This is a genomic window from Gammaproteobacteria bacterium, assembly GCA_041395725.1.
Taxonomy (GTDB): Bacteria; Pseudomonadota; Gammaproteobacteria; order Pseudomonadales; family Pseudohongiellaceae; genus NORP240.
In genome coordinates this window covers 73539-96346 of the sequence record JAWKZW010000001.1, presented here as the reverse complement: position 1 = coordinate 96346, position 22808 = coordinate 73539, and the positions used below count along the sequence as shown (strand labels likewise).

At 54.0% G+C, this 22808-nt stretch carries 17 protein-coding genes; all 17 read left to right on the top strand.

Going from position 1 to position 22808, the window contains the following annotated elements; all coding sequences use genetic code 11:
- Positions 1-429 precede the first annotated feature (429 nt).
- The 17 genes from R3F50_00405 to R3F50_00325 all read left to right on the top strand — a co-directional run bounded on the left by R3F50_00405 (position 430) and on the right by R3F50_00325 (position 22805).
- A complete protein-coding gene (locus tag R3F50_00405) occupies positions 430-1380 on the top strand; it encodes a hypothetical protein (protein ID MEZ5488766.1) in 951 nt (316 codons plus the stop codon).
- A gap of 45 nt (positions 1381-1425) precedes the next feature.
- Positions 1426-2847, top strand: a complete 1422-nt coding sequence (locus R3F50_00400; GenBank protein ID MEZ5488765.1) for a hypothetical protein — start codon at positions 1426-1428, stop codon at positions 2845-2847.
- Between the two features lie 276 nt (positions 2848-3123).
- Complete coding sequence (locus R3F50_00395) at positions 3124-4443, top strand: acetyl-CoA C-acetyltransferase (GenBank protein ID MEZ5488764.1); 1320 nt, start codon at positions 3124-3126, stop codon at positions 4441-4443.
- 77 nt (positions 4444-4520) lie between these two features.
- Positions 4521-6707 (top strand): 3-hydroxyacyl-CoA dehydrogenase NAD-binding domain-containing protein, encoded by a 2187-nt coding sequence (locus R3F50_00390; GenBank protein ID MEZ5488763.1) that lies wholly within the window; start codon positions 4521-4523, stop codon positions 6705-6707.
- Positions 6708-7330: 623 nt separating this feature from the next.
- A complete protein-coding gene (locus R3F50_00385; protein MEZ5488762.1) occupies positions 7331-8401 on the top strand; it encodes a hypothetical protein in 1071 nt (356 codons plus the stop codon).
- A gap of 382 nt (positions 8402-8783) precedes the next feature.
- Positions 8784-10448 carry a phosphoglucomutase (alpha-D-glucose-1,6-bisphosphate-dependent) gene (gene pgm / locus R3F50_00380; GenBank protein MEZ5488761.1) on the top strand — a complete coding sequence of 555 codons (1665 nt, stop codon included), beginning with the start codon at positions 8784-8786 and terminating at the stop codon, positions 10446-10448.
- Between the two features lie 256 nt (positions 10449-10704).
- Positions 10705-11775: a transaldolase gene (tal, locus tag R3F50_00375; GenBank protein MEZ5488760.1), complete on the top strand. Its 1071-nt coding sequence runs from the start codon at positions 10705-10707 to the stop codon at positions 11773-11775.
- Positions 11776-11816: 41 nt separating this feature from the next.
- Positions 11817-14372 (top strand): alpha-glucan family phosphorylase, encoded by a 2556-nt coding sequence (glgP, locus tag R3F50_00370; protein ID MEZ5488759.1) that lies wholly within the window; start codon positions 11817-11819, stop codon positions 14370-14372.
- Between the two features lie 133 nt (positions 14373-14505).
- Positions 14506-15723: an acetate/propionate family kinase gene (locus R3F50_00365; GenBank protein MEZ5488758.1), complete on the top strand. Its 1218-nt coding sequence runs from the start codon at positions 14506-14508 to the stop codon at positions 15721-15723.
- Positions 15713-18115, top strand: a complete 2403-nt coding sequence (locus R3F50_00360; GenBank protein MEZ5488757.1) for a phosphoketolase family protein — start codon at positions 15713-15715, stop codon at positions 18113-18115. The genes R3F50_00365 and R3F50_00360 overlap by 11 nt, the downstream gene beginning before the upstream one ends.
- Before the next feature lie 25 nt (positions 18116-18140).
- A complete protein-coding gene (gene corA, locus R3F50_00355; protein ID MEZ5488756.1) occupies positions 18141-19208 on the top strand; it encodes a magnesium/cobalt transporter CorA in 1068 nt (355 codons plus the stop codon).
- 90 nt (positions 19209-19298) lie between these two features.
- The gene (atpD, locus tag R3F50_00350) at positions 19299-20720 is read left to right on the top strand and encodes a F0F1 ATP synthase subunit beta (protein MEZ5488755.1); all 1422 of its coding nucleotides are present in this window, start codon (positions 19299-19301) and stop codon (positions 20718-20720) included.
- A gap of 4 nt (positions 20721-20724) precedes the next feature.
- A complete protein-coding gene (locus R3F50_00345; protein ID MEZ5488754.1) occupies positions 20725-21141 on the top strand; it encodes a F0F1 ATP synthase subunit epsilon in 417 nt (138 codons plus the stop codon).
- Positions 21138-21479: an AtpZ/AtpI family protein gene (locus R3F50_00340; protein ID MEZ5488753.1), complete on the top strand. Its 342-nt coding sequence runs from the start codon at positions 21138-21140 to the stop codon at positions 21477-21479. The genes R3F50_00345 and R3F50_00340 overlap by 4 nt, the downstream gene beginning before the upstream one ends.
- On the top strand, positions 21466-21783 hold the full coding sequence (locus R3F50_00335; GenBank protein MEZ5488752.1) for an ATP synthase subunit I: 318 nt from the start codon (positions 21466-21468) through the stop codon (positions 21781-21783). The genes R3F50_00340 and R3F50_00335 overlap by 14 nt, the downstream gene beginning before the upstream one ends.
- Positions 21773-22468, top strand: a complete 696-nt coding sequence (locus tag R3F50_00330) for a F0F1 ATP synthase subunit A (GenBank protein MEZ5488751.1) — start codon at positions 21773-21775, stop codon at positions 22466-22468. Before R3F50_00335 ends, R3F50_00330 begins: the two co-directional genes overlap by 11 nt.
- A gap of 55 nt (positions 22469-22523) precedes the next feature.
- Positions 22524-22805 (top strand): F0F1 ATP synthase subunit C, encoded by a 282-nt coding sequence (locus R3F50_00325; protein ID MEZ5488750.1) that lies wholly within the window; start codon positions 22524-22526, stop codon positions 22803-22805.
- Positions 22806-22808: the final 3 nt, after the last annotated feature.

Here is a 22808-nt window from a genome sequence, read left to right as displayed (position 1 = left end):
CCCCGGTACTGCGGCCAGCTCAGCTTCCCTGGTACGAGCGCATCCCTCGGGCCAGCAGTGATGAACGTAAGAGTAGTATTAAGTCAGCTATCGATGTCTGACCGAATATCGATATTGACTTTGGTTTGACCTTGGCCTGATCTTGGATCGGGCTTGGATTAGACAGTGAGGAGGACCTTAAGAGTCGGTTGGATTTTACAGGACAGGCACTCGCCGCTGTGTTTGTTCAAGGTGGCAATGTCGTAGTTGCTGTCATCGACATCCAGGTCGATATGATTTATGTTTGTCTTCGCAGAAGTCCCCGTTATAAAGACTGAATCGGTGTTGCACAATGCCACTTTTAGGCATCCGTCTTCGATGGCAGCCTTCGATACATGAAAGGTAAAGGTTGGGGCGTCTTTCTCTTCCCTACACGCACAGGAGTTCGAGATGCTGTTCAAGCGGTGGATTTTTACAACGATTATTGCCCTGACGGGTTGCGCAATATTGCCTGCGGTAAGCGCGCAGGACTTTCAACCAACGGTAGACTTTGAAACCATTCTGGATACCTACTTCGACGAATCCAACGGCCTGATCAGTTTCGGCGATAACATCGTTGCTTTTGCGGGAGAGGGCGATTTCATCGGTGAAGTCGCGGTGCTCGACCCGGAAGGTCAAGTCGTAAGCCGATTTCCCTACTTCGAAGAAGCGCTGCGCGACGGTGTATTCGCGCGCGTCCGAATTCAAGGCCCCGCCGAGGTTATGCTCACCGAGCCAGGCATCTACACGCTTGTATATCTTGTCGCTGGCAAGCCTGTTACACGACTGCCCGTACGCCTTATTCAGACTGGCAAGGGTGATGACCCCTTCAATCCTGAGCCCACATTCGCTTTCGATGGTTATTGGCGCACGCATGCGCACTTCACCCAGAACCTGTACAAAGACGAACCTTTCCTCGAATTGAATTTCTGGGTTGGTGGGTTAGACTTGCCAGAAGGCCAGCGCAGTGACCAGTTTTTCATCGAATTGCTGCGCGACGGCAACGTAGTTGCCCACAGTAAACGCACCTTGGGCAATATCGCCACTGGCCATTTTAAACGCACAAGTGCCAGCCTGTTTCATCCTCACGAGGCCAGAATGGAAGCCAACGCCGAACTGTTCATGCTTGACGATCTGCTGGTCGACGGTTCGTACGAAGTACGAGTCGGTCGTGCGACCGACGGCAATATGATCCGCTCGTATGATTTCGAGGTCGAAGGTAATGAAATCGTGCCGTTGATGCAGACTGACCTCACGTACGAACCGCACGTCGACCACATTCTGCCTCGCGTGTTGAAGAAGAATGTGTCGGTTCGTGAAATGATTGGAACGATCTGGATCCGCGACGGAGGGAACGGCTAGAACAGGGAGGAGCCCCTGACCTGATCAATGCGCGGAATAAAGTTTATGGGAAAGCAAAGCAATATTGACAAAGCCGTACAAAACCTTATGAAGTGGATGGAGCAACCCGGGTGGCTGAAAGAACAGACGGCCAGGTTCGATGTTCACTTAGCTCCCGTTTGCGACCACCTCAATATAAGCCAGGAAGAGCTTATACAGGAACTTGAAGAAGCAGGATTCGGGGGCATGCTGTTTGGAATGGTGTTCGAGGATTTCGTCTGCCGTCGGTTACCACCGAATGACAAGAATATTATCGATGACTATCTGAAGCGTCGTGGTTGGCGCGAGAGTGTTCCCGGCCGCCGCTATCTACAAGAACTTCGGGATTCTGTACTTTCCCTCTACGAAGTAACTAAAGTCTCACCCGGCCGTCATTGTGACTTGCGTGACCTGGTGCGTGGCGGAGAAACGATCCGTGTCCATGAGCATAAGGGTACAAGAAATATGGTCAAGTGGGATCGGATTGCAGCGCGGTTGCTGCATGTAAATGGTAATTATGTTTTTTCCGGCGGCATGCTGCCATTTCCCCAGGAGGTGGCACAAGACCTGCTGAGGGTACTCGCTGAATCACGAAAAGAATTCAAAAGAGAACACTCGTGGGCAACCGGTATGGAAGCCAGAACCGAAAACTTAGAGGAAAACCTGGACGAATTATTTCTGCAGGAAGCCGCTCCTGCCTTCACCTCCATCTGGCTCATGGATATCCTGGAACGCCTTCATGGGCCAATGCCTGAAATGGTCAACCGTGACGAAGAGACACTGGTATTTACCGAAACCCGTTTTCCGTTCGTTGCTGAGCAGCTTGATGAGATTATGCGACGCCTGGATGCCGCCTCCGAATGGGAGCGCGACAATCCGGATGGGACTGCCTGGGTATGGTTGCCGGAGCCTGATGCCAGCGGCAAAAAATCAATACGCGGTCTGTCCATAGAAACCTATCAGGGGGGACAACGGCTGATCAGTGGCACACTGGCATTAGCGCCGGGGGCATTGACGCTTACCACCAACTCCGTGGAGCGGACCAATCGCGCAAAGGAGGTATTGGCAGCGCTACTGGATGGTCTCGTCGGCCCGGCGCTGATCAAACTGCAGACGCCCGAGCAACTGATGACTGAAAATCAAATCCACCGCAACAGCGATAACGATGGGGAGCCGGCAGATAGTATTGATCCTGAGCTTGCCGCTGAAGTTATCCACAACATGTTGGATCAACACTACCGTCAGTGTCTTGATGAACCTATTCCCATGCTGGGTGACAAAAGCCCGCGTCAGCGTGTAAAGAGCAGGAAGGGAAAGGAGCAGGTCATAGAATGGTTGAAGTCTCTGGAGAATAACGAACTGCGTCGTGCCGCAACACAGGGACACAAGCCCTATGACAGCCGTTGGATGTGGGATGAACTGAAGCTGGATGCGCACCGAGTTGACTAGTTTTTCTGGCTTGTTCGGAAGTGAGGCAACACGACCCGGTTGATAGATTAAAACGCCCACAGCGGATCAAAGATTCGCAACACTGTTGCTAAAGAGTTGCCATGCCTGTGCTATGTTGAGCGTGAGGATTATCGATGTTCCTGACCGCAGACTTTTCGCTGGGCAGAGCCGTGACGGGATCGTCCGGAACATCCCAATAGCGCTCCGACCTGATTGATCCTGCGCGAGATCGGATGATTTCCGGTGAATGTCATCACTATACCAACAGAGGACCGAATGAGCAGCGTCCAACAATCAATACCTGACAATTCACAGGCCCGTCCGGTCTACCTGGTCGATGGCGCACGTACGCCATTTATCAAGGCCCGGGGCGAACCGGGGCCCTTCACGCCGGTGGACCTGGCGGTGCAGTGTGGCCGACCCCTGCTGCTCAGACAGCCTATGGCGCCGGACCAATACGATCAGGTCATACTTGGTTGTGTCAACGTGGTCTCTGAAGAAATGAATCCGTCCCGGGTCGCCGCATTGCGCTTGGGAATGGGTGAAAAAATGACCGCTTACACCGTGCAGATCAACTGCGGTTCCGGCATGCAGTCCATTGACAGTGCTTTTCGGTCGATCCGCAGCGGCGATGCGAACCTGATTCTGGCAGGTGGCGCCGAAGCACTGAGTCACGCACCGCTGCTGTTTAGCCAGCGGGCTGTGGCCTGGTTTGCCGCCCTGGCCAAAGCGAGATCCCCGCTTGAACGGCTGCGGGTTCTGAGCAGAATTCGACCCGGCTTTTTTAAGCCGGTTATCGGTCTTGAGCGGGGCCTTACCGATCCAGTGGTGGCGATGAACATGGGGCAGACGGCGGAGAAGCTGGCGCAGTTGTTTTCTATTTCGCGCCAGGCGGCTGATGAATATGCCGCCCGCAGCCAGCAACGACTGCATCAGGCCCAGGAAAACGGTGTCTTCGATACTGAGATCGAGCCGGCAATTGATCGATACGGCAATATTTACGCCAAGGACGATGGTGTCCGGCCAGACAGTAGCGCTGCCAAACTGGCCAGGTTGAAGCCCGCCTTCGAACCGCCCTACGGTCGGGTTACTGCCGGCAACAGCTCGCAAATCACAGACGGGGCCTGCTGGGTAATTCTGGCCTCAGAGGAAGCTGTCGAGACCTATGGGCTGACCCCGAAAGCCCGCCTTGTTGACTCAGCCTGGGCAGCACTCGACCCCTCCATCATGGGGCTCGGGCCAGTGCTGTCTTCCACCGCACTGCTGCAGCGCCATGGGTTGAAGCTTGCTGACATCGAGTTGTGGGAAATCAATGAGGCGTTTGCTGCCCAGGTACTGGCTTGTCTCGAAGCCTGGAAGAGTGACGACTTTTGCCGGTCTGTTCTGGGCCTGGAAGAAGCCGCCGGCGAACTGGACCAGGCGATACTCAATGTGCATGGCGGCGCCATTGGAGTCGGCCACCCGGTAGGTACCAGTGGTAATCGTATCGTCCTGCATCTGGCCAATGCTCTGCATCAGCTTGGTAAACAGCGTGGTATCGCCACCCAGTGTATCGGTGGCGGGCAGGGCGGTTCCATCCTGCTGGAGCGGGTTTAACAAACGGGCTCAACAAACAGGTGTAACGAGCGGTTCAACAAGCGGGATTAACAGGAAAGAACCAGAGGAGTCTGACCATGGCTGCAACAATTGCCGACCGGTTGAAAACGCAGTTGCGCGATCAGCAACGGCAATCAACTGATTGGAGTCACTGGCGTCTGCATGAAAGCCAGGACGGCGTGTTGTGGCTTTTCTTTGATAAAAAGGACAGTTCCACCAACACGCTCAATGGAGAAGTGCTTAGCGAGTTCGACAGCATCCTCGCCACCCTGGAAGCCAAACTTGATGGCACTGCTTCCAGCACTTTCAGTGAGGGTTTAGAAACCGCCTCTGCAACTGGATCCCATGAGGCCCCTGGCGGTGCACCACCGCGGGCCCTGGTAATTCGCTCACTCAAACCCGGCGGCTTCTGCGCCGGAGCTGATATCAAGCAGTTTTCTACTTCTACCGGGGTGGAGCTCAGGGAATTGCTGCAGCGCGGGCATGGCATACTGGACCGACTGGCAGCCCTGCGGCTGCTGACCATCGCTGCAGTGCATGGTCATTGTCTGGGTGGAGGCCTGGAACTGGCACTGGCCTGTGACTACCGCATCGGTATCAGTGGCACGGACCAATCTTTGGAAATGGGGTTTCCGGAGATTCTGCTGGGCCTGCATCCCGGCCTGGGTGGCACCTTCCGATTGATTAACCTGATAGATCCGCTAACCGCCATGACCATGATGCTGACTGGTAAGTCTGCCTACCACCGACAGACTCTGGATCGGGGCCTGGTCAATCTGCTGGTGGAAGAGCGCCACCTTGAAAATGCCGTCGCCGCGGTTGTTGAGGGCAGCATCGCCAGGCCACGGCAGACCTTGCGCCAGCGCCTGCTGAATACATTCCCTGTCCGCCAGCTGGCATCGCGTAAAATGCGTGCCGAGACAACCAGAAAAGCACCACCATTGCACTACCCCGCGCCTTTTGCGCTGATAGCTCTCTGGCGCCGTTATGGCGGCGACAGTCGTGCCATGCAGCGGGCAGAAATCGAATACTTCGCCAGCCTGCTCGAAACGGATACGAGTAGAAACCTGGTGCGGGTGTTTTTTCTGCGGGAACGCCTGAAACAGGCAGTCAGACAGAAAAGCGCCATTCGTCATGTTCATGTGATCGGGGCCGGCGCTATGGGTGGTGATATCGCGGCATGGTGTGCCTTGCAGGGGTACCGGGTGTCACTGTCTGATGTAAAGAAAGAAGCCATTGCAGCGGCGGTGAAATCTTTAACAGGCCTTTGTCGGGACAAGCATAAATCCAGTATCGGGATCAGGGATACGCTGGATCGACTGATACCTGACCCTGACGCGCGGACACTGGGCAATGCCGACCTGGTTATTGAAGCTGTGCCCGAGAACGTGGAGCTCAAGCAGAAAATCTATCAGCAGGTGGAACCCCGTTTGAAGGAGACGGCAATTCTGGCAACCAATACCTCCAGTATTCCGTTACCGGAACTGGCGTCTTTTCTGTCGAATCCAGCGCGTCTTGTGGGTATCCATTTTTTCAATCCGGTAGCGAGAATGCTCGTTGTCGAAGTGGTCTCTCACGACAAAATCAGTGAACAGGTACAGCAGCAGGCCATGGCCTTTACCGCTGCTATCGGCAGGCTGCCGGTCCCGGTCCAGAGCTACCCTGGTTTTCTGGTCAATCGCGCACTGACGCCCTATCTGCAGGAAGCCATGATGATGCTGGACGAAGGTCTGCCAGCGGAGCGGATTGATCAGCTCGCCAGGGATTTTGGAATGCCCATGGGGCCGATCGAGCTCGCTGACCAGGTAGGCCTTGATATCTGCCTGCATGTTGCCGACGTCCTGAATAACCAGCTTGATAAACCCATGGCCACTGTGCCTGACTGGCTGCGGGAGAAAGTGGAAAAAGGGCAGCTGGGTAAAAAGTCAGGACAGGGATTTTACCAGTGGAAAGACGGTCGGGCCCAGAAAGGCAAGAGTCCTGAAGCAGGTTCAGGTAACAGGGCTGAAAACGACAGACTGACGGATCGACTGTTGCTGCCCCTGCTCAATGCCTGTATAGAGTGCTGGCGGGAAAACGTCGTGGCGGATCTGGACCAACTGGATGCGGCAATGATTTTCGCCACCGGTTTTGCACCGTTCCGGGGTGGGCCCATGCATTACGCGAAGCACCGGGGCGTGGGTGACATTGTCGCAGTTCTTGCGTCGCTTGCTACGGAGCATGGCGAACGGTTTAAGCCGGATGACGGCTGGAAGGCGTTATAGCCGTTGGCTCAACAGTTCAGTGAACGCTTCCCTTCTGAGCACGTTGCGCCTTATAAAGGTGACACTTATCCTCGCCCACTCGATTTCCAGCCAAGTGGGTCCAGCCATCGCTCCTGCCTCGAAAACAAACAGTCTATAAAAAGAGCCGGCGGCTTTTTTAGATGTACCGACAATCCTCGCCCAAAATGCATGTTTTGCTCTGTCAATTTAAATGGCATGATCAAATGTTTTGAGTGCTGTTGATGCCATCAAGAAAACTCTAACGCATCGATCACCGGGCCAGTGTAGAGGAGAAAATATTATGCTGAAAGAGTGTAGTAATACCAAAAAATGCGGAGTATAACTGGCTGTTTTTCCTGCGAGTCTATAGAGCATATTGTTGCAGGCTCTCGATAGTAGAATGTCCGCTACCTGGCTTGGCTGGCACAAAACTGGACAATACCCGGCCTGGGAGATACGCTCCATTCTTCCTTGTATCTGGCATTATGTGAGATTATCGACTCAGGTTATCAGTGTTCCGTCTTGCGCCATCCGTCACGCCTCCGCAGCCTTTGAGGCAGGCCGCATCCGATACAGGCTTATCCCTACCACCGATCCTGCAATAACAGTCAAGGAAACATTTTATGGTTATCAAGCGCACACCCCGGTTTATTGTTCCGGTTATTTCGTTCAGAGGCTCCTTGGGTGCTTTGCTTGCCATCACGCTGGTGGCATGTGGCGACACCCCAGCCGATAGTGATCTCGCTCAATCATCACCCAATGAAGCCGCAGCGGAACGTGCGCTGATGATAAACCTTCCGTCGGCACCGATCGACCTTGCACAGGCGCAGTCGCAACAGAGCGTAGCACCAGTGGTCCCGCCCATTTGCCCCTGGCTTTCAGACGCAAGCGCCAACGCGGCTGTGGACAATGTCATGACAAGCGAGCCGATGGTTCGGCGCGCCGTTACGCCGGATGAGTGCAGGTGGAATGTGAACCTGGGTTTTGCTCTCAGCATTCGCGCAGTTCCGCTGTCGGCAGTGGTCGATCCAAGCACCATCAGATACAACATGGATGAGTCTCCGGTACTGGAGCCGCAGGACGGGCCCGGCAACAACGCCGTTGCCATCCTCGATCCGACCTTTGATGCTGACAAGCCGCGCCCGTTTGCCTTTGTCTTCAATGCAGACAATCGCCAGTTCAACATCAGAACCACAGGCGTAAGAACTTCTATTGACCAGTTGCGGGCCGTTGCCGATGAGATTGTCGAGGCATTGCCCACAGCAACCCCGATTGTAGCAGCGAGTGCAGAACCTACGCTGGACCCCTGTGTCTACGACGGAGCCACCATCGCAGCATTGTTCGGCGGCACGGCGGCTGAGGCGCTCACACAGAACCCATCCCTGCCAAACTCTTCCTGTAAATATTCCGGCATCGTCGGAGAGGCTGGCATTGAAATGACCCTTACCTTTGCTGGCGACCCGCTGTCCCCACCCAACAGCTTGGATCCTGATTACGCGCTATCCGACAACTTCAGTGCCGATGTCTACGTCAAGGATATGTCGCGGACTGGCGGCTACGGCAGCACAGCGCGTGCGTACCAAATCGCCAGGCCCAGCGGCCAGATTCGGATTGATCTGCTGGTGGGACAAAATATCTTCCCTGACGCCATTGCAGCGCAACTGGTGAACAACCTGATCGCAAGAACGAACTGATTGTGTATGCACTCAGTCATGACTGCAAACCACCTTGGCAGCGTCGCGATGGTGCTGGTGGAAAACTGGTCCGACCGGCTAAGGGATCTTGCGCCTGCAAAGTAACAATTAGTGACCGTTCCTGGTAGGCAGTTGCCGTTTGTGAAATGGGAATTACCACAGAAACGGTCATGCATTACATACAATGAGAGCTTGGGTCCGATACAAAGGTTGTGTTCCTTGTTTGAGAATTCTGTAATGAAAAAATCCGTACACAGGCATCTATTTCATCCAATGATAATAGCGGATCAAGACTGATTTTCATGGAACCAAAGAGGGCCGCTTACCGAGGTCACAAAGACTGACGCTGGTGCAACGCACTGAAAGCCAACATAATAGGACTATGAAACTACATCCAATGGCCGGAAAGCCGGCTACACCTGAAATGCTGGTCAATGTACCCAGGCTTATCACGGCCTATTACAGCAACATTCCTGATCCTGCAGAGCCTGCGCACCAGGTTGTGTTTGGCACTTCGGGTCATCGAGGAAGTTCGTTTGAAAGCAGCTTTAATGAATGGCATGTGCAGGCCATCACCCAGGCCATCTGCCAGTATCGCTCGCAGCAGGGTATAGACGGCCCTCTGTTCCTGGGTATCGACACCCATGCGCTTTCCGAGCCTGCCTTTGTCAGTGCGCTGGAAGTGCTGGCAGCCAACAGCGTGGAAGTCATGCTGGCGGAGGGAGACGAATACACGCCCACGCCGGCAATCTCCCACGCCATACTGACCTACAACCGCGGCCGCATCAGTGGACTGGCAGATGGCATTGTCATTACGCCATCCCATAATCCGCCTGACAGCGGCGGTTTCAAGTACAACCCGCCCAATGGCGGGCCTGCGGGTAATGACGTAACCGGCTGGATCCAGGCCAGAGCCAACGAGTTTCTCGCAAAACGCCTGCAGGGAGTGAAACGAATTTCGTTCGAGAATGCGCGGAGCGCTGGCACCACACACCGGTATGATTATGTGAACAGCTATGTCAATGACCTGGGTAATGTCATTGATATGGAGGCAATTCGCAGCGCCGATGTGCGGATGGGTGTGGATCCGCTGGGTGGTGCAGGGGTTCATTACTGGGGGCCGATTGCCGAGCGCTATGCCCTGAACCTGACACTGGTTAATGACGTGGTCGATCCAACCTTCCGCTTTATGACAGTGGATTGGGATGGTCAGATCCGTATGGATCCATCCTCGCCCTATGTTATGCAGGGGTTGATCGCCCTCAAGGATCGCTTCGACGTTGCCTGCGCCTGCGATGCCGACCATGACCGGCATGGCATCGTTACCAAGAGCGCGGGCTTGCTGCCACCCAATCATTACCTGTCAGCGGCGGTTTTTTATCTGTATCAGAATCGACCGCAATGGAGCAGTGATGTCGCTGTCGGCAAGACGTTGGTCAGCAGTCAGATGATTGATCGTGTTACCGCGAAGCTTGGTCGCAAGCTCTATGAGGTGCCGGTTGGTTTCAAGTGGTTTGTCGATGGTCTGCTCGACGGTTCACTTGGCTTTGGCGGCGAAGAAAGCGCTGGTGCATCGTTTGCGCGCCGGGATGGCAGCGTCTGGACCACGGACAAAGACGGCCTCATTCCGTCACTGCTGGCGGGTGAAATCACCGCACGGATGGGGCGCGATCCCGGCGAAATATACCGTGAGCTTGCCAGTGAATTCGGGGAGCCGGCCTATGATCGTCGTGAGGCACCAGCGACTCCGGAGCAAAAGCAAAAGCTGGCGCAGCTTTCACCACAACAGGTTAAGTCCGCCGAGCTGGCGGGTGAGAAAATTCTCAATATCCTTACCAAGGCATCCGGCAATGGGGCCTCTATCGGTGGTTTGAAAGTGGTGTCTGAGAGCGGTTGGTTTGCGGCGCGGCCGTCTGGCACCGAAGAGATTTACAAAATTTATGCCGAGAGCTTTCGGGGAGAGGAGCATTTACAGCGCATCCTTGAAGAAGCGCAGACTATCGTTTCTGCGGCACTGACCGCAACCGACTCCGTAGTCGGAAGCTAGAAAAAACAGACAGAAAAAACACCTTTCCTCAGATTCACTCATCCAGTGAGAATTCACGTTTATACTGTTATTACGTTGTAAACGGCGTATGCTGTTGACTATAGAAAAGCGCTCGCATTTTCTTATCATTGCCTCGCTGCGGCTGGCAAACAACCGATTCTGGTAGTTATTGAAAGTGCGCAGGTGCATTTCGCCTTGCGGGTGTTTCCTGTTTGTTCTATGCCGGCAGGGCCGTCGCCAATTTTCGGGAGAAGACATGATTGCCAACGAGCAACTGCACGATCTCGGTCAGAGCCTCTGGCTCGATAACATCACCCGTGGGCTGCTGACCAGTGGCACGCTACAACGATACATCGAGAAGTTCGCCGTAACTGGCCTTACTTCCAACCCCACTATCTTCGATCAGGCCATTCGAAAAACGGATTTTTATGATGATGCCATTCGCCAGAAAGTACTTCCTGGCAAGTCCCCGGAGGCTTTGTTTTTCGAGCTTGCACTGGAAGACCTGACTGCAGCAGCGGATCAGTTTGCTTCGGTCCACGCAGCCACCGATGGTGAGGACGGCTGGGTTTCGCTGGAAGTTTCACCCCTTTTGGCGGCCGATACAGAGGGTACGATTCAGGCGGCTGTGCAACTGCATGGCCGCGCCGGGCGTTCGAATCTCTATATGAAGATTCCCGGCACGCCCGAAGGACTTGCTGCTATCGAAGGGGCGATCTTCGCTGGAGTGCCTGTTAACGTGACTCTATTATTTTCACCGCAACAATATACTGCCGCCGCCGAGGCGTATATGCGTGGCATCGAACGACGCCTTGCGGCCAATCTCGATCCCGGCGTGTCCAGCGTTGCCTCTTTATTTATCAGTCGTTGGGATGTGGCGGTTAAAGACCAGATTCCAGATGAACTGCGAAATTGTCTCGGCATTGCGGTGGCCGGGCGCGCGTATCAGGCCTACCGTGATCTCCTGGCTTCACCTCGCTGGCGGGAACTCGCCAATGCTGGCGCTCGGCCGCAACGCCTGCTGTGGGCCAGCACCGGGACAAAAGATCCTTCTGCTTCGGACATTCTCTATATCAGCGCACTCGCAGCTCCCAACACCATTAATACGATGCCCGAAAAAACGCTGCTTGCCTTTGCGGATCATGGCGAAGTGAGGGGTAGTTTGCCGGCAGATGGCGCTGATGCAGAACGGATTCTCAATGAGTTTTCGCAGGCTGGCGTTGATGTTTCAGCACTCGCTACCCAACTCCAGCACGAGGGTACACAATCCTTCGTCAATTCCTGGCACGAGCTGATCAATTGCATTAAGGAAAAAAGTAGCATCTGATTTTCCCAGTATCGTGCCATTGATATCTTGAAGACGACGTCATGAGCAAACAATCGAAGATCAGTCACCCGAAGCCGTCCCTGGTATCCGCCAGCACTGAGGGGCTGGAGGGATTTGACGCCCTGGCCGGGCTGGCGCTGGATATGCGCTCAACGTGGAATCATGCCACCGACCAGGTATGGCGACAGTTGGATCCCGTGCTCTGGGAATTGACGCAGAATCCCTGGGTGGTGTTGCAGACGGTCTCACGGGTAAAACTCCGGCGTGTCTTAGCTGACCCCGCTTTTCGTAAACATATCGATGACCTGGTGGCAGCCAGAAAGAAGGCCGTTGAGGCACCCGCCTGGTTTCAGCAGCAACACCCTCAATCCGAGCTGGGCTGTGTCGCCTATTTCAGTATGGAATTCATGTTGAGTGAGGCGCTGCCCATCTATTCCGGTGGGCTGGGCAATGTGGCCGGGGATCAACTTAAAGCGGCCAGCGATTTGGGAGTTCCAGTTATCGGTGTAGGGCTGCTCTACCAACAAGGTTATTTCCGACAGGTAATCGACAAGAACGGTGCCCAGCAAGCCTTGTATCCGTATAACGACCCTGGTCAGTTGCCGATTACCCCACTGCGTCACGCCAACGGTGAGTGGTTACGCCTGGAGATTGCCTTGCCAGGTTACTCGGTCTGGTTGCGTGCCTGGCAGGTTCAGGTGGGTCGGGTGCAACTTTATTTGTTAGACAGCAATGACGCGGCGAATTATCCGGCCCATCGGGGCATTACCAGTGAGCTGTATGGTGGCGGACAGGAGCTGCGTCTCAAGCAGGAGCTGTTGCTCGGGATTGGTGGGTGGCGATTGCTGATGGCACTCGGAATACAACCAGAAGTCTGTCATCTGAATGAGGGGCATGCCGCCTTTGCAGTGCTGGAGCGCGCTCGCAGTTTTATGGAAGAAAATGACAAGACCTTCGCGGCAGCACTGGCGGTAACGCGGGCGGGCAACCTGTTCACTACCCACACCGCAGTGGCCGCTGGCTTTGACCGTTTCGCGCCTGCGCTTATCGACCAATACCTCGGCAGCTATGCCGAGCAGAAGCTGGTTATCAGCCGTCACGAACTGCTGGCTCTCGGTCGCCAGAATCCTGACGATGCATCAGAACCGTTTAACATGGCTTATCTGGCGATACGCGGCAGCGGCGCGGTCAATGGTGTGAGCCGTTTGCACGGGCGGGTCAGCCGCCATTTGTTCGCGCCGCTGTTTGCCCACTGGCCAATAGACGAAGTGCCGGTCGGCCACGTGACCAACGGGGTGCATATGTCCACCTGGGACTCAGCAGCGGCGGATGCTCTGTGGACTGAAGTGTGCGGTAAGGAACGTTGGCTGGGGGCGGCGGACACCCTGGAGCAGAACATGCGCCGGGTCTCTGATCAGCAGCTCTGGCAATTTCGCCTCGCCGCCAGCCGGTCCTTTGTTACCTATGTGCGTGATCGGCTTTCCCGCCAGCTGGCTTCCACCGGGGCATTACCCGAGCAGGTTGCTATTGCCAGGCAGCTGTTTGATCCCAATATTCTGACGTTGGGATTTGCCCGCCGGTTTGCCAGTTATAAGAGGCCGAACCTGTTGCTGCACGATCCGGAACGATTGTTGCGACTGTTAACGAACCAACAACGCCCGGTCCAACTCATCATGGCCGGTAAGGCACATCCGGCAGATGCGGCGGGCTGCGCGCTTATCAAGCAATGGATACAGTTCATCCGTCAGCCCGAGGTGCGTCAGCATGTCATTTTCCTCAGTGATTATGATATGCATTTGACCGAGCACATGGTGCAGGGGGTCGATGTCTGGCTAAATACACCCCAACGCCCCTGGGAAGCCTGCGGTACCAGCGGTATGAAGGTGCTGGTAAATGGTGGCATCAATCTGTCGGAACTGGACGGTTGGTGGGAGGAAGCCTATTCGCCTGAAGTGGGATGGGCTCTGGGCGATGGCCAGGAACACGGTAACGACCCGCATTGGGATGCCCAGGAGGCCGAAAGCCTTTATGACTTGCTGGAGCATGAAGTGATCCCCCAGTTTTATGCCCGTGACGAACAAGGCGTGCCCACCGCCTGGGTGGCATGCATGCGGGAAAGTATGGCGCGGCTGACACCGCGCTTCTCAACCAACCGCGCAGTGTGCGAGTACACCGAGCAACACTACCTCCCGGCAGCTGCTGCCTATCGCAGCCGGGCGGCAGACAGAGGAGCAGTAGGCTTGGAGCTGGCGAGTTGGCAGCAGGTGCTACAGCAGCACTGGGCGGCGCTGCGTTTTGGCGAGGTGACGCTGGTAACGGAAGAGGGGCAGCATAGGTTTGAAGTTCAGGTGTACCTTGATGATCTCGATCCCGCCAATGTGCGGGTCGAGCTTTTTGCCGATGGCCTGGGGGGGGATGCGCCGGAGCGGGTGCCAATGGCGCCGGTAAGACAGCTGGTGGGGGCAATAAACGCTTATGCCTATGCGGCGCAGGTGCCGGCAACACGCCGGGCAGCCGAGTACACCGCTCGGCTTATCCCGACTCACGACGGTGTAGCGGTGCCACTGGAAAATGCACAGATTCTCTGGCAGCGATGAAGTCCTTGGAGCAGGGTGTTGAAGCTGTATATCAGGCGAGAGACGCAGAGCAGAAACAGGTGCAAGGAAAAGGCTAAAGAGGAAGGTGAAAATTTAAGGTGAAAGAAGAAGGTGAAAGAAGAAGGAAGTCAGAGTGACCAGGTCTAAACAAAGCGTACTTACCATCAATGGGGGGTCGTCGAGTATCAAGTTTGCCCTGTATCAGATTGCTAACCCAACAGTGCGAACGCTGCGGGGTCAGATTGAACGGATAGGATCGCCAGGGACACAACTGACTTTCAGCGTTGATTCTCAAGGCCAGCAAGGTCGCTCCGCCGTTGCGTTAACTGAGAGTGATTCTGTGGTCGACTTTCTTCTTGACTGGCTCGAAACGCAGATTGGCTTTGCGTCGATCCAGGCGGTTGGGCACCGCGTGGTCCATGGTATGGAACACACCCAGCCCGAAATTGTTACCCAGGCCCTGCTGGATGAGCTGCACGGTCTCTGTGAACTTGATCCGGATCACCTGCCCAGGGAGCTGGAGCTGATCGAAGCGATCCAGCGCCGTTATCCGCAGCTGCCCCAGGTGGCCTGTTTTGACACCGCCTTCCACCACCCTCTGCCTGCCGTAGCCAGGCAACTGCCTATACCGCGACGGTTCTCCGCGCTGGGAGTCCAGCGTTACGGATTTCATGGCCTGTCCTATGCCTATCTCATGCAGACTCTCGAACAGCTTGGCGGCAGGCGGGCGGCCCGGGGCCGGGTAATTCTGGCGCACCTGGGCAATGGGGCGAGTCTGGCAGCCGTCAATGACGGTCGCAGCATTGATACCACGATGGGATTTACGCCCACGGGTGGGCTGATGATGGGCACCCGCCCGGGAGATCTGGATCCCGGCGTGGCATGGTATATGATTGAAAAAGAGGGGCTGACACCCGGACAATTCAATCATCTCATCAATCATGAATGTGGGTTGCTCGGCATGTCCGAAACCAGCGCCGATATGCGTGACCTGCTCGAATGCGAGGCAGTTGATGAGCGCGCGGCGGCAGCCATCGCGCTATTCTGTTATCAGATTAAAAAAGGTATTGGCGCGTATGCCGCGGCACTGGGCGGGCTGGATACACTGGTATTTGCCGGCGGCATAGGCGAGCAAGCACCGGCAGTCAGAGCACGTATCTGCGCTGAACTGGAATTTCTTGGCATAGAGATCGATGCCGCATCCAATGGACATAATGCGGAAGTGATTTCCAGAAATACCAGCCGGGTTGTTGTTCGAGTCATGCAGTCGGATGAAGAACTGATGATTGCTACCTACGTTTGTCGAATTCTTGGATTACCCCATAAGCAGGAAAATGAGTATGGCAAGTAAGATCGAAAAACCTCACCTGACTGACAAGCCATTAGCGGAAGATATGCTGCTGCGGATGGATGCCTACTGGCGCGCGGCCAACTATCTATCGGTGGGGCAGATTTATCTGTTTGACAATGCGCTACTGAAAAAACCACTCACGCTGGAACACGTCAAGCCGCGGCTTTTGGGTCACTGGGGTACTACCCCGGGGCTGAATTTTATTTATGTCCATCTCAATCGGATCATTCAGCAATATGATCTGAACGTTATTAATATTACCGGCCCCGGTCATGGCGGTCCGGCACTGGTGGCTAATACCTACCTGGAAGGGACTTACAGCGAGATTTATCCGAATATCTCTCAGGACGAATCGGGCATGAAGAAACTGTTCACTCAGTTTTCTTTTCCCGGTGGTATTCCCAGTCACGTCGCACCGGAAACGCCCGGCTCGATCAACGAAGGGGGTGAGCTGGGGTATGCGCTGTCCCATGCTTATGGCGCCGCGTTTGACAACCCTGATTTGCTGGTCGCCTGCGTGGTGGGCGATGGTGAAGCGGAAACAGGTCCGATGGCCACCAGTTGGCACTCCAACAAGTTCCTCAATCCCGCGCATGATGGCGCCGTGTTGCCGATTTTGCATCTGAACGGCTACAAAATTGCCGGCCCTACGGTGCTGGCGCGTATCCCTCACGATGAACTGGAAGCTCTGTTCCGTGGCTACGGTTATAAGCCCTATTTTGTCGAGGGTGATGATCCACAAGTCATGCATCAACAAATGGCCGCGACACTCGACGCTGTGGTTGCCGAAATTCAGACCATCCAACAGGACGCACGTACTAACGGGTTCAGCAAGCGACCACGCTGGCCCATGATTATCCTGCGTTCGCCAAAGGGCTGGACCGGACCGGCTATAGTCGACGATAAACAAATCGAAGGTACGTTTCGGGCACACCAGGTGCCAGTGACGAACTTCAGCAAAGAACCAAAGCATTTGAAGATTCTTGAGCAGTGGATGAAGAGTTACCGGCCGGAAGAATTATTTGATGAAACTGGCAGGCTTATTCCTGAGTTGGCCGACCTGGCCCCCAAAGGACTGAAGCGCATGGGAGCGAATCCCCATACCAACGGCGGCTTGTTACTGCGTGATCTGCGTCTGCCGGACTTCCGTGACTATGCGGTCGAAGTGCCGAGCCCCGGCGCAGTCAAGGCTGAGGCAACGCGCGCGCAAGGTGCGTTTATTCGTGATGTCATGAAGCTAAACAGCGAGTCGCGGAACTTCCGGATTTTCAGCCCGGATGAAACCGCTTCGAATCGCTGGGGGGCGTTGTTTGAAGTGACCAACCGTTGCTCGACTGCGGAGATTATTCCTGGCGACGAGCACATCGCAGCAGATGGCAGAGTGATGGAAATGTTGAGCGAACACCAGTGCCAGGGTTGGCTCGAAGGGTATCTGTTGACTGGTCGGCACGGCTTTTTCTCCTGCTACGAGGCCTTCATTCATATTGTTGATTCGATGTTCAACCAGCACGCAAAATGGCTTGATGTCGCGCAAGACATCGAATGGCGTAGGCCAATTGCCTCGTTGAATTATTTGCTGTCTTCACACGTTTGGCGACAGGATCATAATGGATTCAGTCATCAGGATCCGGGGTTTGTTGACCTCGTTGTCAATAAAAAGGCAGAGATCATTCGTGTCTATTTGCCTCCCGACGCCAATACGCTGTTATGGGTAACCGATCATTGCTTGCGCAGTCACAACGACATTAATGTAATCGTCGCAGGGAAACAGCCTGAGTTGCAATGGCTGAGCATGGATGCAGCGTTAAAACATTGTACAGCCGGGCTGGGTATCTGGGAGTGGGCCAGTAACGATGAGGGCGGTGATCCTGATGTGGTGATGGCCTGCTGCGGCGATGTGCCGACGCTGGAAACACTGGCAGCGGTGAAGATTCTCAGGCAACATTTTCCGGAACTGAAGATTCGTGTCATCAACATAGTCAATCTGATGACTCTGCAACCCGAAAGTGAACATCCACACGGTATTGCGGACAAGGATTTCGATGTTCTTTTTACTAAAGACAGGCCCATTATTTTTGCTTTTCACGGTTATCCCTGGCTGATTCATCGTCTGACTTACAGGCGTGCCAATCACCACAATTTGCATGTGCGCGGTTATAAGGAAAACGGTACCACCACCACGCCTTTTGATATGGCCGTGTTAAACGATCTCGACCGCTTTCATCTGGCAGGCGATGTGATAGACCGGGTACCGGGTCTGGGGTCCCGCGCCGCCTACGCGAAGCAGCATCTGCGTGATAAGCTGTTAGATCACAAAGCTTATATCGAAAAACACGGTGAAGACATGCCGGAAATCCTCAACTGGAAATGGTCAGGGGGAACCGGCTCTTAGGGGCTCACATCATGAGTAGAGGTAAATGAACGAATCTTTGCATACCCCGTCAGGCAAGTCAGGCTTACCACCCGGCGCGCTGGTTCACGTGGGTGATATCCTGGAAACTGTCACCAGTATGTCTGTTATTGATTACAGCAAAGACAGTTTTGCAGAACATAAGATTCACTCAATAGATGAACTTTCAAAGTATAGAGAGAGTGCCAGCGTAACCTGGGTGATAGTCGAGGGTTTGGCAAATGTCGAAATTGTAGAGCAGATTGGCTCGATATTTGGCATCCATCGACTGGTGCTCGAAGATATTCTGAATACCAACCAGCGGCCCAAATTCGAGGAATATGATGATTATCTTTATATTGTCCTCAAATGTTTGATCCTTGAGGATGAGCAGTTCACGGTCAGTTATGAACAAGTAAGTATTCTGGTGCTCAGTAATTTTGTTTTCCTGTTCAAAGAAAAGAAGGATGCTCTCTTCAGTTCGATTCAACAGCGAATAGAGAAGAGCAAAGGGAGGTTGAGAAGTCAGGGAACCGATTACCTTACCTATATGATTCTTGACTATATTGTCGACCAGAATTTCATTCTCATAGATTCATTGGATGATGTTGTCACTTCGCTTGAAGATCAATTGCTTGACTCAGAGCCGACGCAGGATCTACTGCATAAAATCCAGAGGGTTAGAAGAAAAATAGTTGATATAAGAGTCTATATTTCGCCGGTAAGAGAATTGCTGGCCGGCATGTTGCGCAGTGAATCTGAGTTGATCAATGAGAGTACACGCATTTACCTGAGAGATGTGTCGGATCACACAATTCGGGTAATCGAATTGATCGAATCTTACCGGGAGATACTGACGGGCCTGTTGGATATTTATGTCTCCAGCGTAAGCAATAAAATGAACGAAGTAATGAAGGTATTGACTGTATTCGCTTCTATATTTATTCCATTGACTTTCCTTACAGGAATATACGGAATGAATTTTGACACTATGCCCGAGTTGCAATGGCAATGGGCCTACCCATTTCTTTGGGTCGTATTTATCACCCTGCCTGTAGGGTTGATTACCTATTTCAAGAGGAAGAAATGGCTTTGAAGGGTGAAGCGAAAAATCAACTTCAAGTTTTTGCTCGTTTGACCTATGTCCGTGAGTTTGGTCGGGGTCGCCGGGAATAACCGCAGAGCTATGAAGAACGAAATCACATCTGGTAATTCAGGCACTGTTATATCGATTCGTGGTAGCGTGGTGGATATGTTGTTCAGTGACCGGTTGCCGCCGATTCATTCTCTGTTACATACCGGGACAGAAAATCAGATCGCAATTGAAGTGTTCTCACAACTCGATTCCCATCGCGTAAGGGGGATTGCGCTGACACCTACTCAGGGTCTGGCCCGGGGCATGGTCGTTGAGGACACCGGTGGGCCATTACAGACCCGGGTCGGAAAAGGTGGCTTGTCGAGAATGTTCGATGTGTTTGGTCGTACCATTGACCGTGGTCCGACGCCGACAGATGTGCAATGGCGTTCTGTGCATCGGGCGCCGCCAGAATTATCGCGGCGCTCCACCAAATCCGATATTTTTGAGACGGGCATCAAGGTGATCGATGTCTTAATGCCGCTTGAGCGGGGTGGTAAAGCCGGCCTGTTTGGCGGCGCTGGTGTGGGCAAGACCGTGCTGCTCACCGAGATGATTCATAACATGGTCGGGCAGCATGCCGGGGTGAGCGTTTTCTGCGGTATTGGAGAACGCTGCAGGGAAGGTGAGGAGCTCTATCGGGAGATGAAAGAAGCCGGTGTGCTGGACAATATGGTCATGGTATTCGGTCAGATGAACGAACCGCCCGGCGCCCGCTTTCGCGTCGGCCATGCCGCGTTGGCCATGGCTGAATACTTTCGTGACGACGAGCACCGTGATGTACTCTTGCTCATTGACAATATTTTCCGGTTTATTCAGGCGGGCATGGAAGTGTCCGGCTTAATGGGGCAGATGCCGGCGCGCCTTGGCTATCAGCCGACCATGGGGACTGAGTTGTCACAACTGGAAGAGCGTATCGCCAATACCGATAGTGGCGCGATTACTTCGATACAGGCGGTATACGTGCCGGCAGATGATTTTACTGACCCGGCCGCCGTGCACACCTTTTCGCATCTTTCGGCGTCTATTGTGCTATCCCGCAAACGGGCCAGTGAGGGGCTTTACCCAGCCATTGACCCCCTGCAGTCTAACTCCAAGATGGCTACGCCCAGCGTTATCGGCAGGCGGCACTATGACCTGGCGCAGGAAATCCGGCGCACGCTGGCACAGTACGCAGAGCTGAAGGACATAATTGCAATGCTGGGTATGGAGCAGCTGTCGCCGGAAGACCACAAGGTCGTTGGACGGGCCCGGCGATTGGAACGCTTTCTTACCCAACCATTTTTTACTACTGAGCAGTTCACCAGCACGCCAGGCAAACTGGTCAATTTGGAAGATGCACTGGATGGTTGTGAACGGATATTGCGCGATGAATTCAGCGATTATCCAGAAGGCGCACTCTATATGATTGGTGCGATTGATGAAGCGAGAACAACGAGTGAAAACGGTAAGCCAGAAATGGCAGGTGAGTGATTAGATGCAAGCAGCGCGCATGAGTCTCAAGATTCTTCTGCCCTACAAAGTCTTCGCCGATAAGCCCGAGGTCGTGCGTATCGTGGCAGTGACGCAAGAAGGCGCATTTGGCATTCTGCCAAATCGACTTGACTGCGTCGCGGCGCTTCGTCCCGGGATATTGGTTTTCGAAGTGCAGGGTGAAGATGAAGTCTATGTTGCGGTCGATGAGGGTATACTGGTTAAGACCGGTTTTGACGTGCTTGTCTCTGTGCGGAACGCGATTGGTGGTATGGAGTTGAGCAAATTGCGCTCGGCGGTGGAGGAAGAGTTTATGCAACTCGACGAGCAGGAACAGAAGGTGCGGTCGGTGCTGGCAAAAATGGAAAGTGGCTTTGTGCGTCGTCTGGTTGAATTTCAGAAGGGCAGAGTGTCGTCATGAGCGACGCACCGGACAGGGAGCCAAAGCCTGGGCAATCCGAGTTCAGCCAGCAGGTTGGAGATATGGCGGCGCGCAAGCTTAAGGCGCAACGACATGTCACTAAAACCGTCTGGTCTGGTCTCGGGATGATGGGGTTGATAGGCTGGTCTGTAGTTATCCCTACCTTGCTCGGTGCAGCGATTGGGATCTGGCTGGACAACCGCCATCCAGGCGGACGTTCCTTTGCGCTGATGTTGCTGGTGGTCGGGCTGTGCCTGGGCTGCTTCAATGCGTGGCGCTGGCTGGATAAGGAAGATAAGGAAATTCATCGGCACGAGGATGACAATGACTACGATTGATCACGTGGAAATCGGCTTGGCGTTGCTGACGGGGATGCTACTTGGCGTAGCGTTTTTCGCAGGGCTCTGGTGGACAGTGCGCCAGCTTGGCTCGAGTCGGCATGTGGCGCTTCTGTTTCTTATCAGCATGCTGTTTCGAACCAGCCTGGTCATTGTTGGTTTTTACTTTATTCTGGGTGACGACTGGCAGCGATTGTTAGCCGGCCTGGTTGGATTTATCGTTGTTCGGCTGTTCGCTACACGTTACATTCATAAGACAGAGCAGTCTCATACAGCAAAACAGAAGACCAGTTATGCACCTTAGCCCCGATCAGATCATTTATTGGCAATTGGGTTTTTTTAGACTTAACGCCACTATTTTTTTTACCTGGATGGTGATGTTGGTACTGGTGATCAGTTCCATACTGATCACGCGGAAATTATCCACCGACCTGCAACGCTCTCGCTGGCAGAACCTGCTGGAAGTCGTAGTCACTACCATCAGTAGCCAGATCGAAGAGGTTGGCCTGAGTCATCCCCACAAGTATCTTGGCTTTCTGGGTTCGCTGTTCCTGTTCATCGCAATGGCCGCTCTGGGAACGATGATCCCTGGTTTTGAACCACCCACCGGGTCACTTTCCAGTACCGCGGCACTGGCCTTGTGTGTGTTTGTCGCGGTGCCCCTGTTCGGTATTCAGGAGCAGGGTCTGAGCGGCTACCTCTATTCCTATGCGAGGCCGACCCTGCTCATGCTGCCATTTAACATTATCAGTGAGCTTTCGCGTACTTTGGCCCTGGCAGTACGCCTGTTCGGTAATATGATGAGTGGCGCAATGATTATCGCCATTCTGCTCAGCATTACGCCTTTCCTGTTTCCCATAGTGATGACCGTGCTCGGTTTGCTGACGGGGATAGTGCAGGCCTATATCTTTTTTATCCTGGCCACCGTGTATATTGCTGCGGCCACGCGCACGAGGAAACCGGAGCATGAGCCTGGTACCGAGGTTTAAGCGAGTGCGGATTCCAGTCAATGAATAAGCAGGTTTAACATCTGAAGGAGATAATATGGATAGCATGACAATTATCGCAGTGGTTTCCATTATTACCGCTGGCTTGACTATCGCCATTGGGGTCATTGGCCCTTCACTGGGTGAGGGGAGGGCAGTTGCCGTGGCGCTGACCTCGCTGGCCCAGCAGCCAGATGCCTCTGCCACGATTACCCGGACTCTTTTTGTCGGTCTGGCGATGATTGAATCCACCGCCATTTACTGCTTCGTGGTGTCGATGATTCTGCTGTTTGCCAATCCGTTCTGGAATTTTGCCCTCGCTCGGGTCGCAGGTATCTGATCC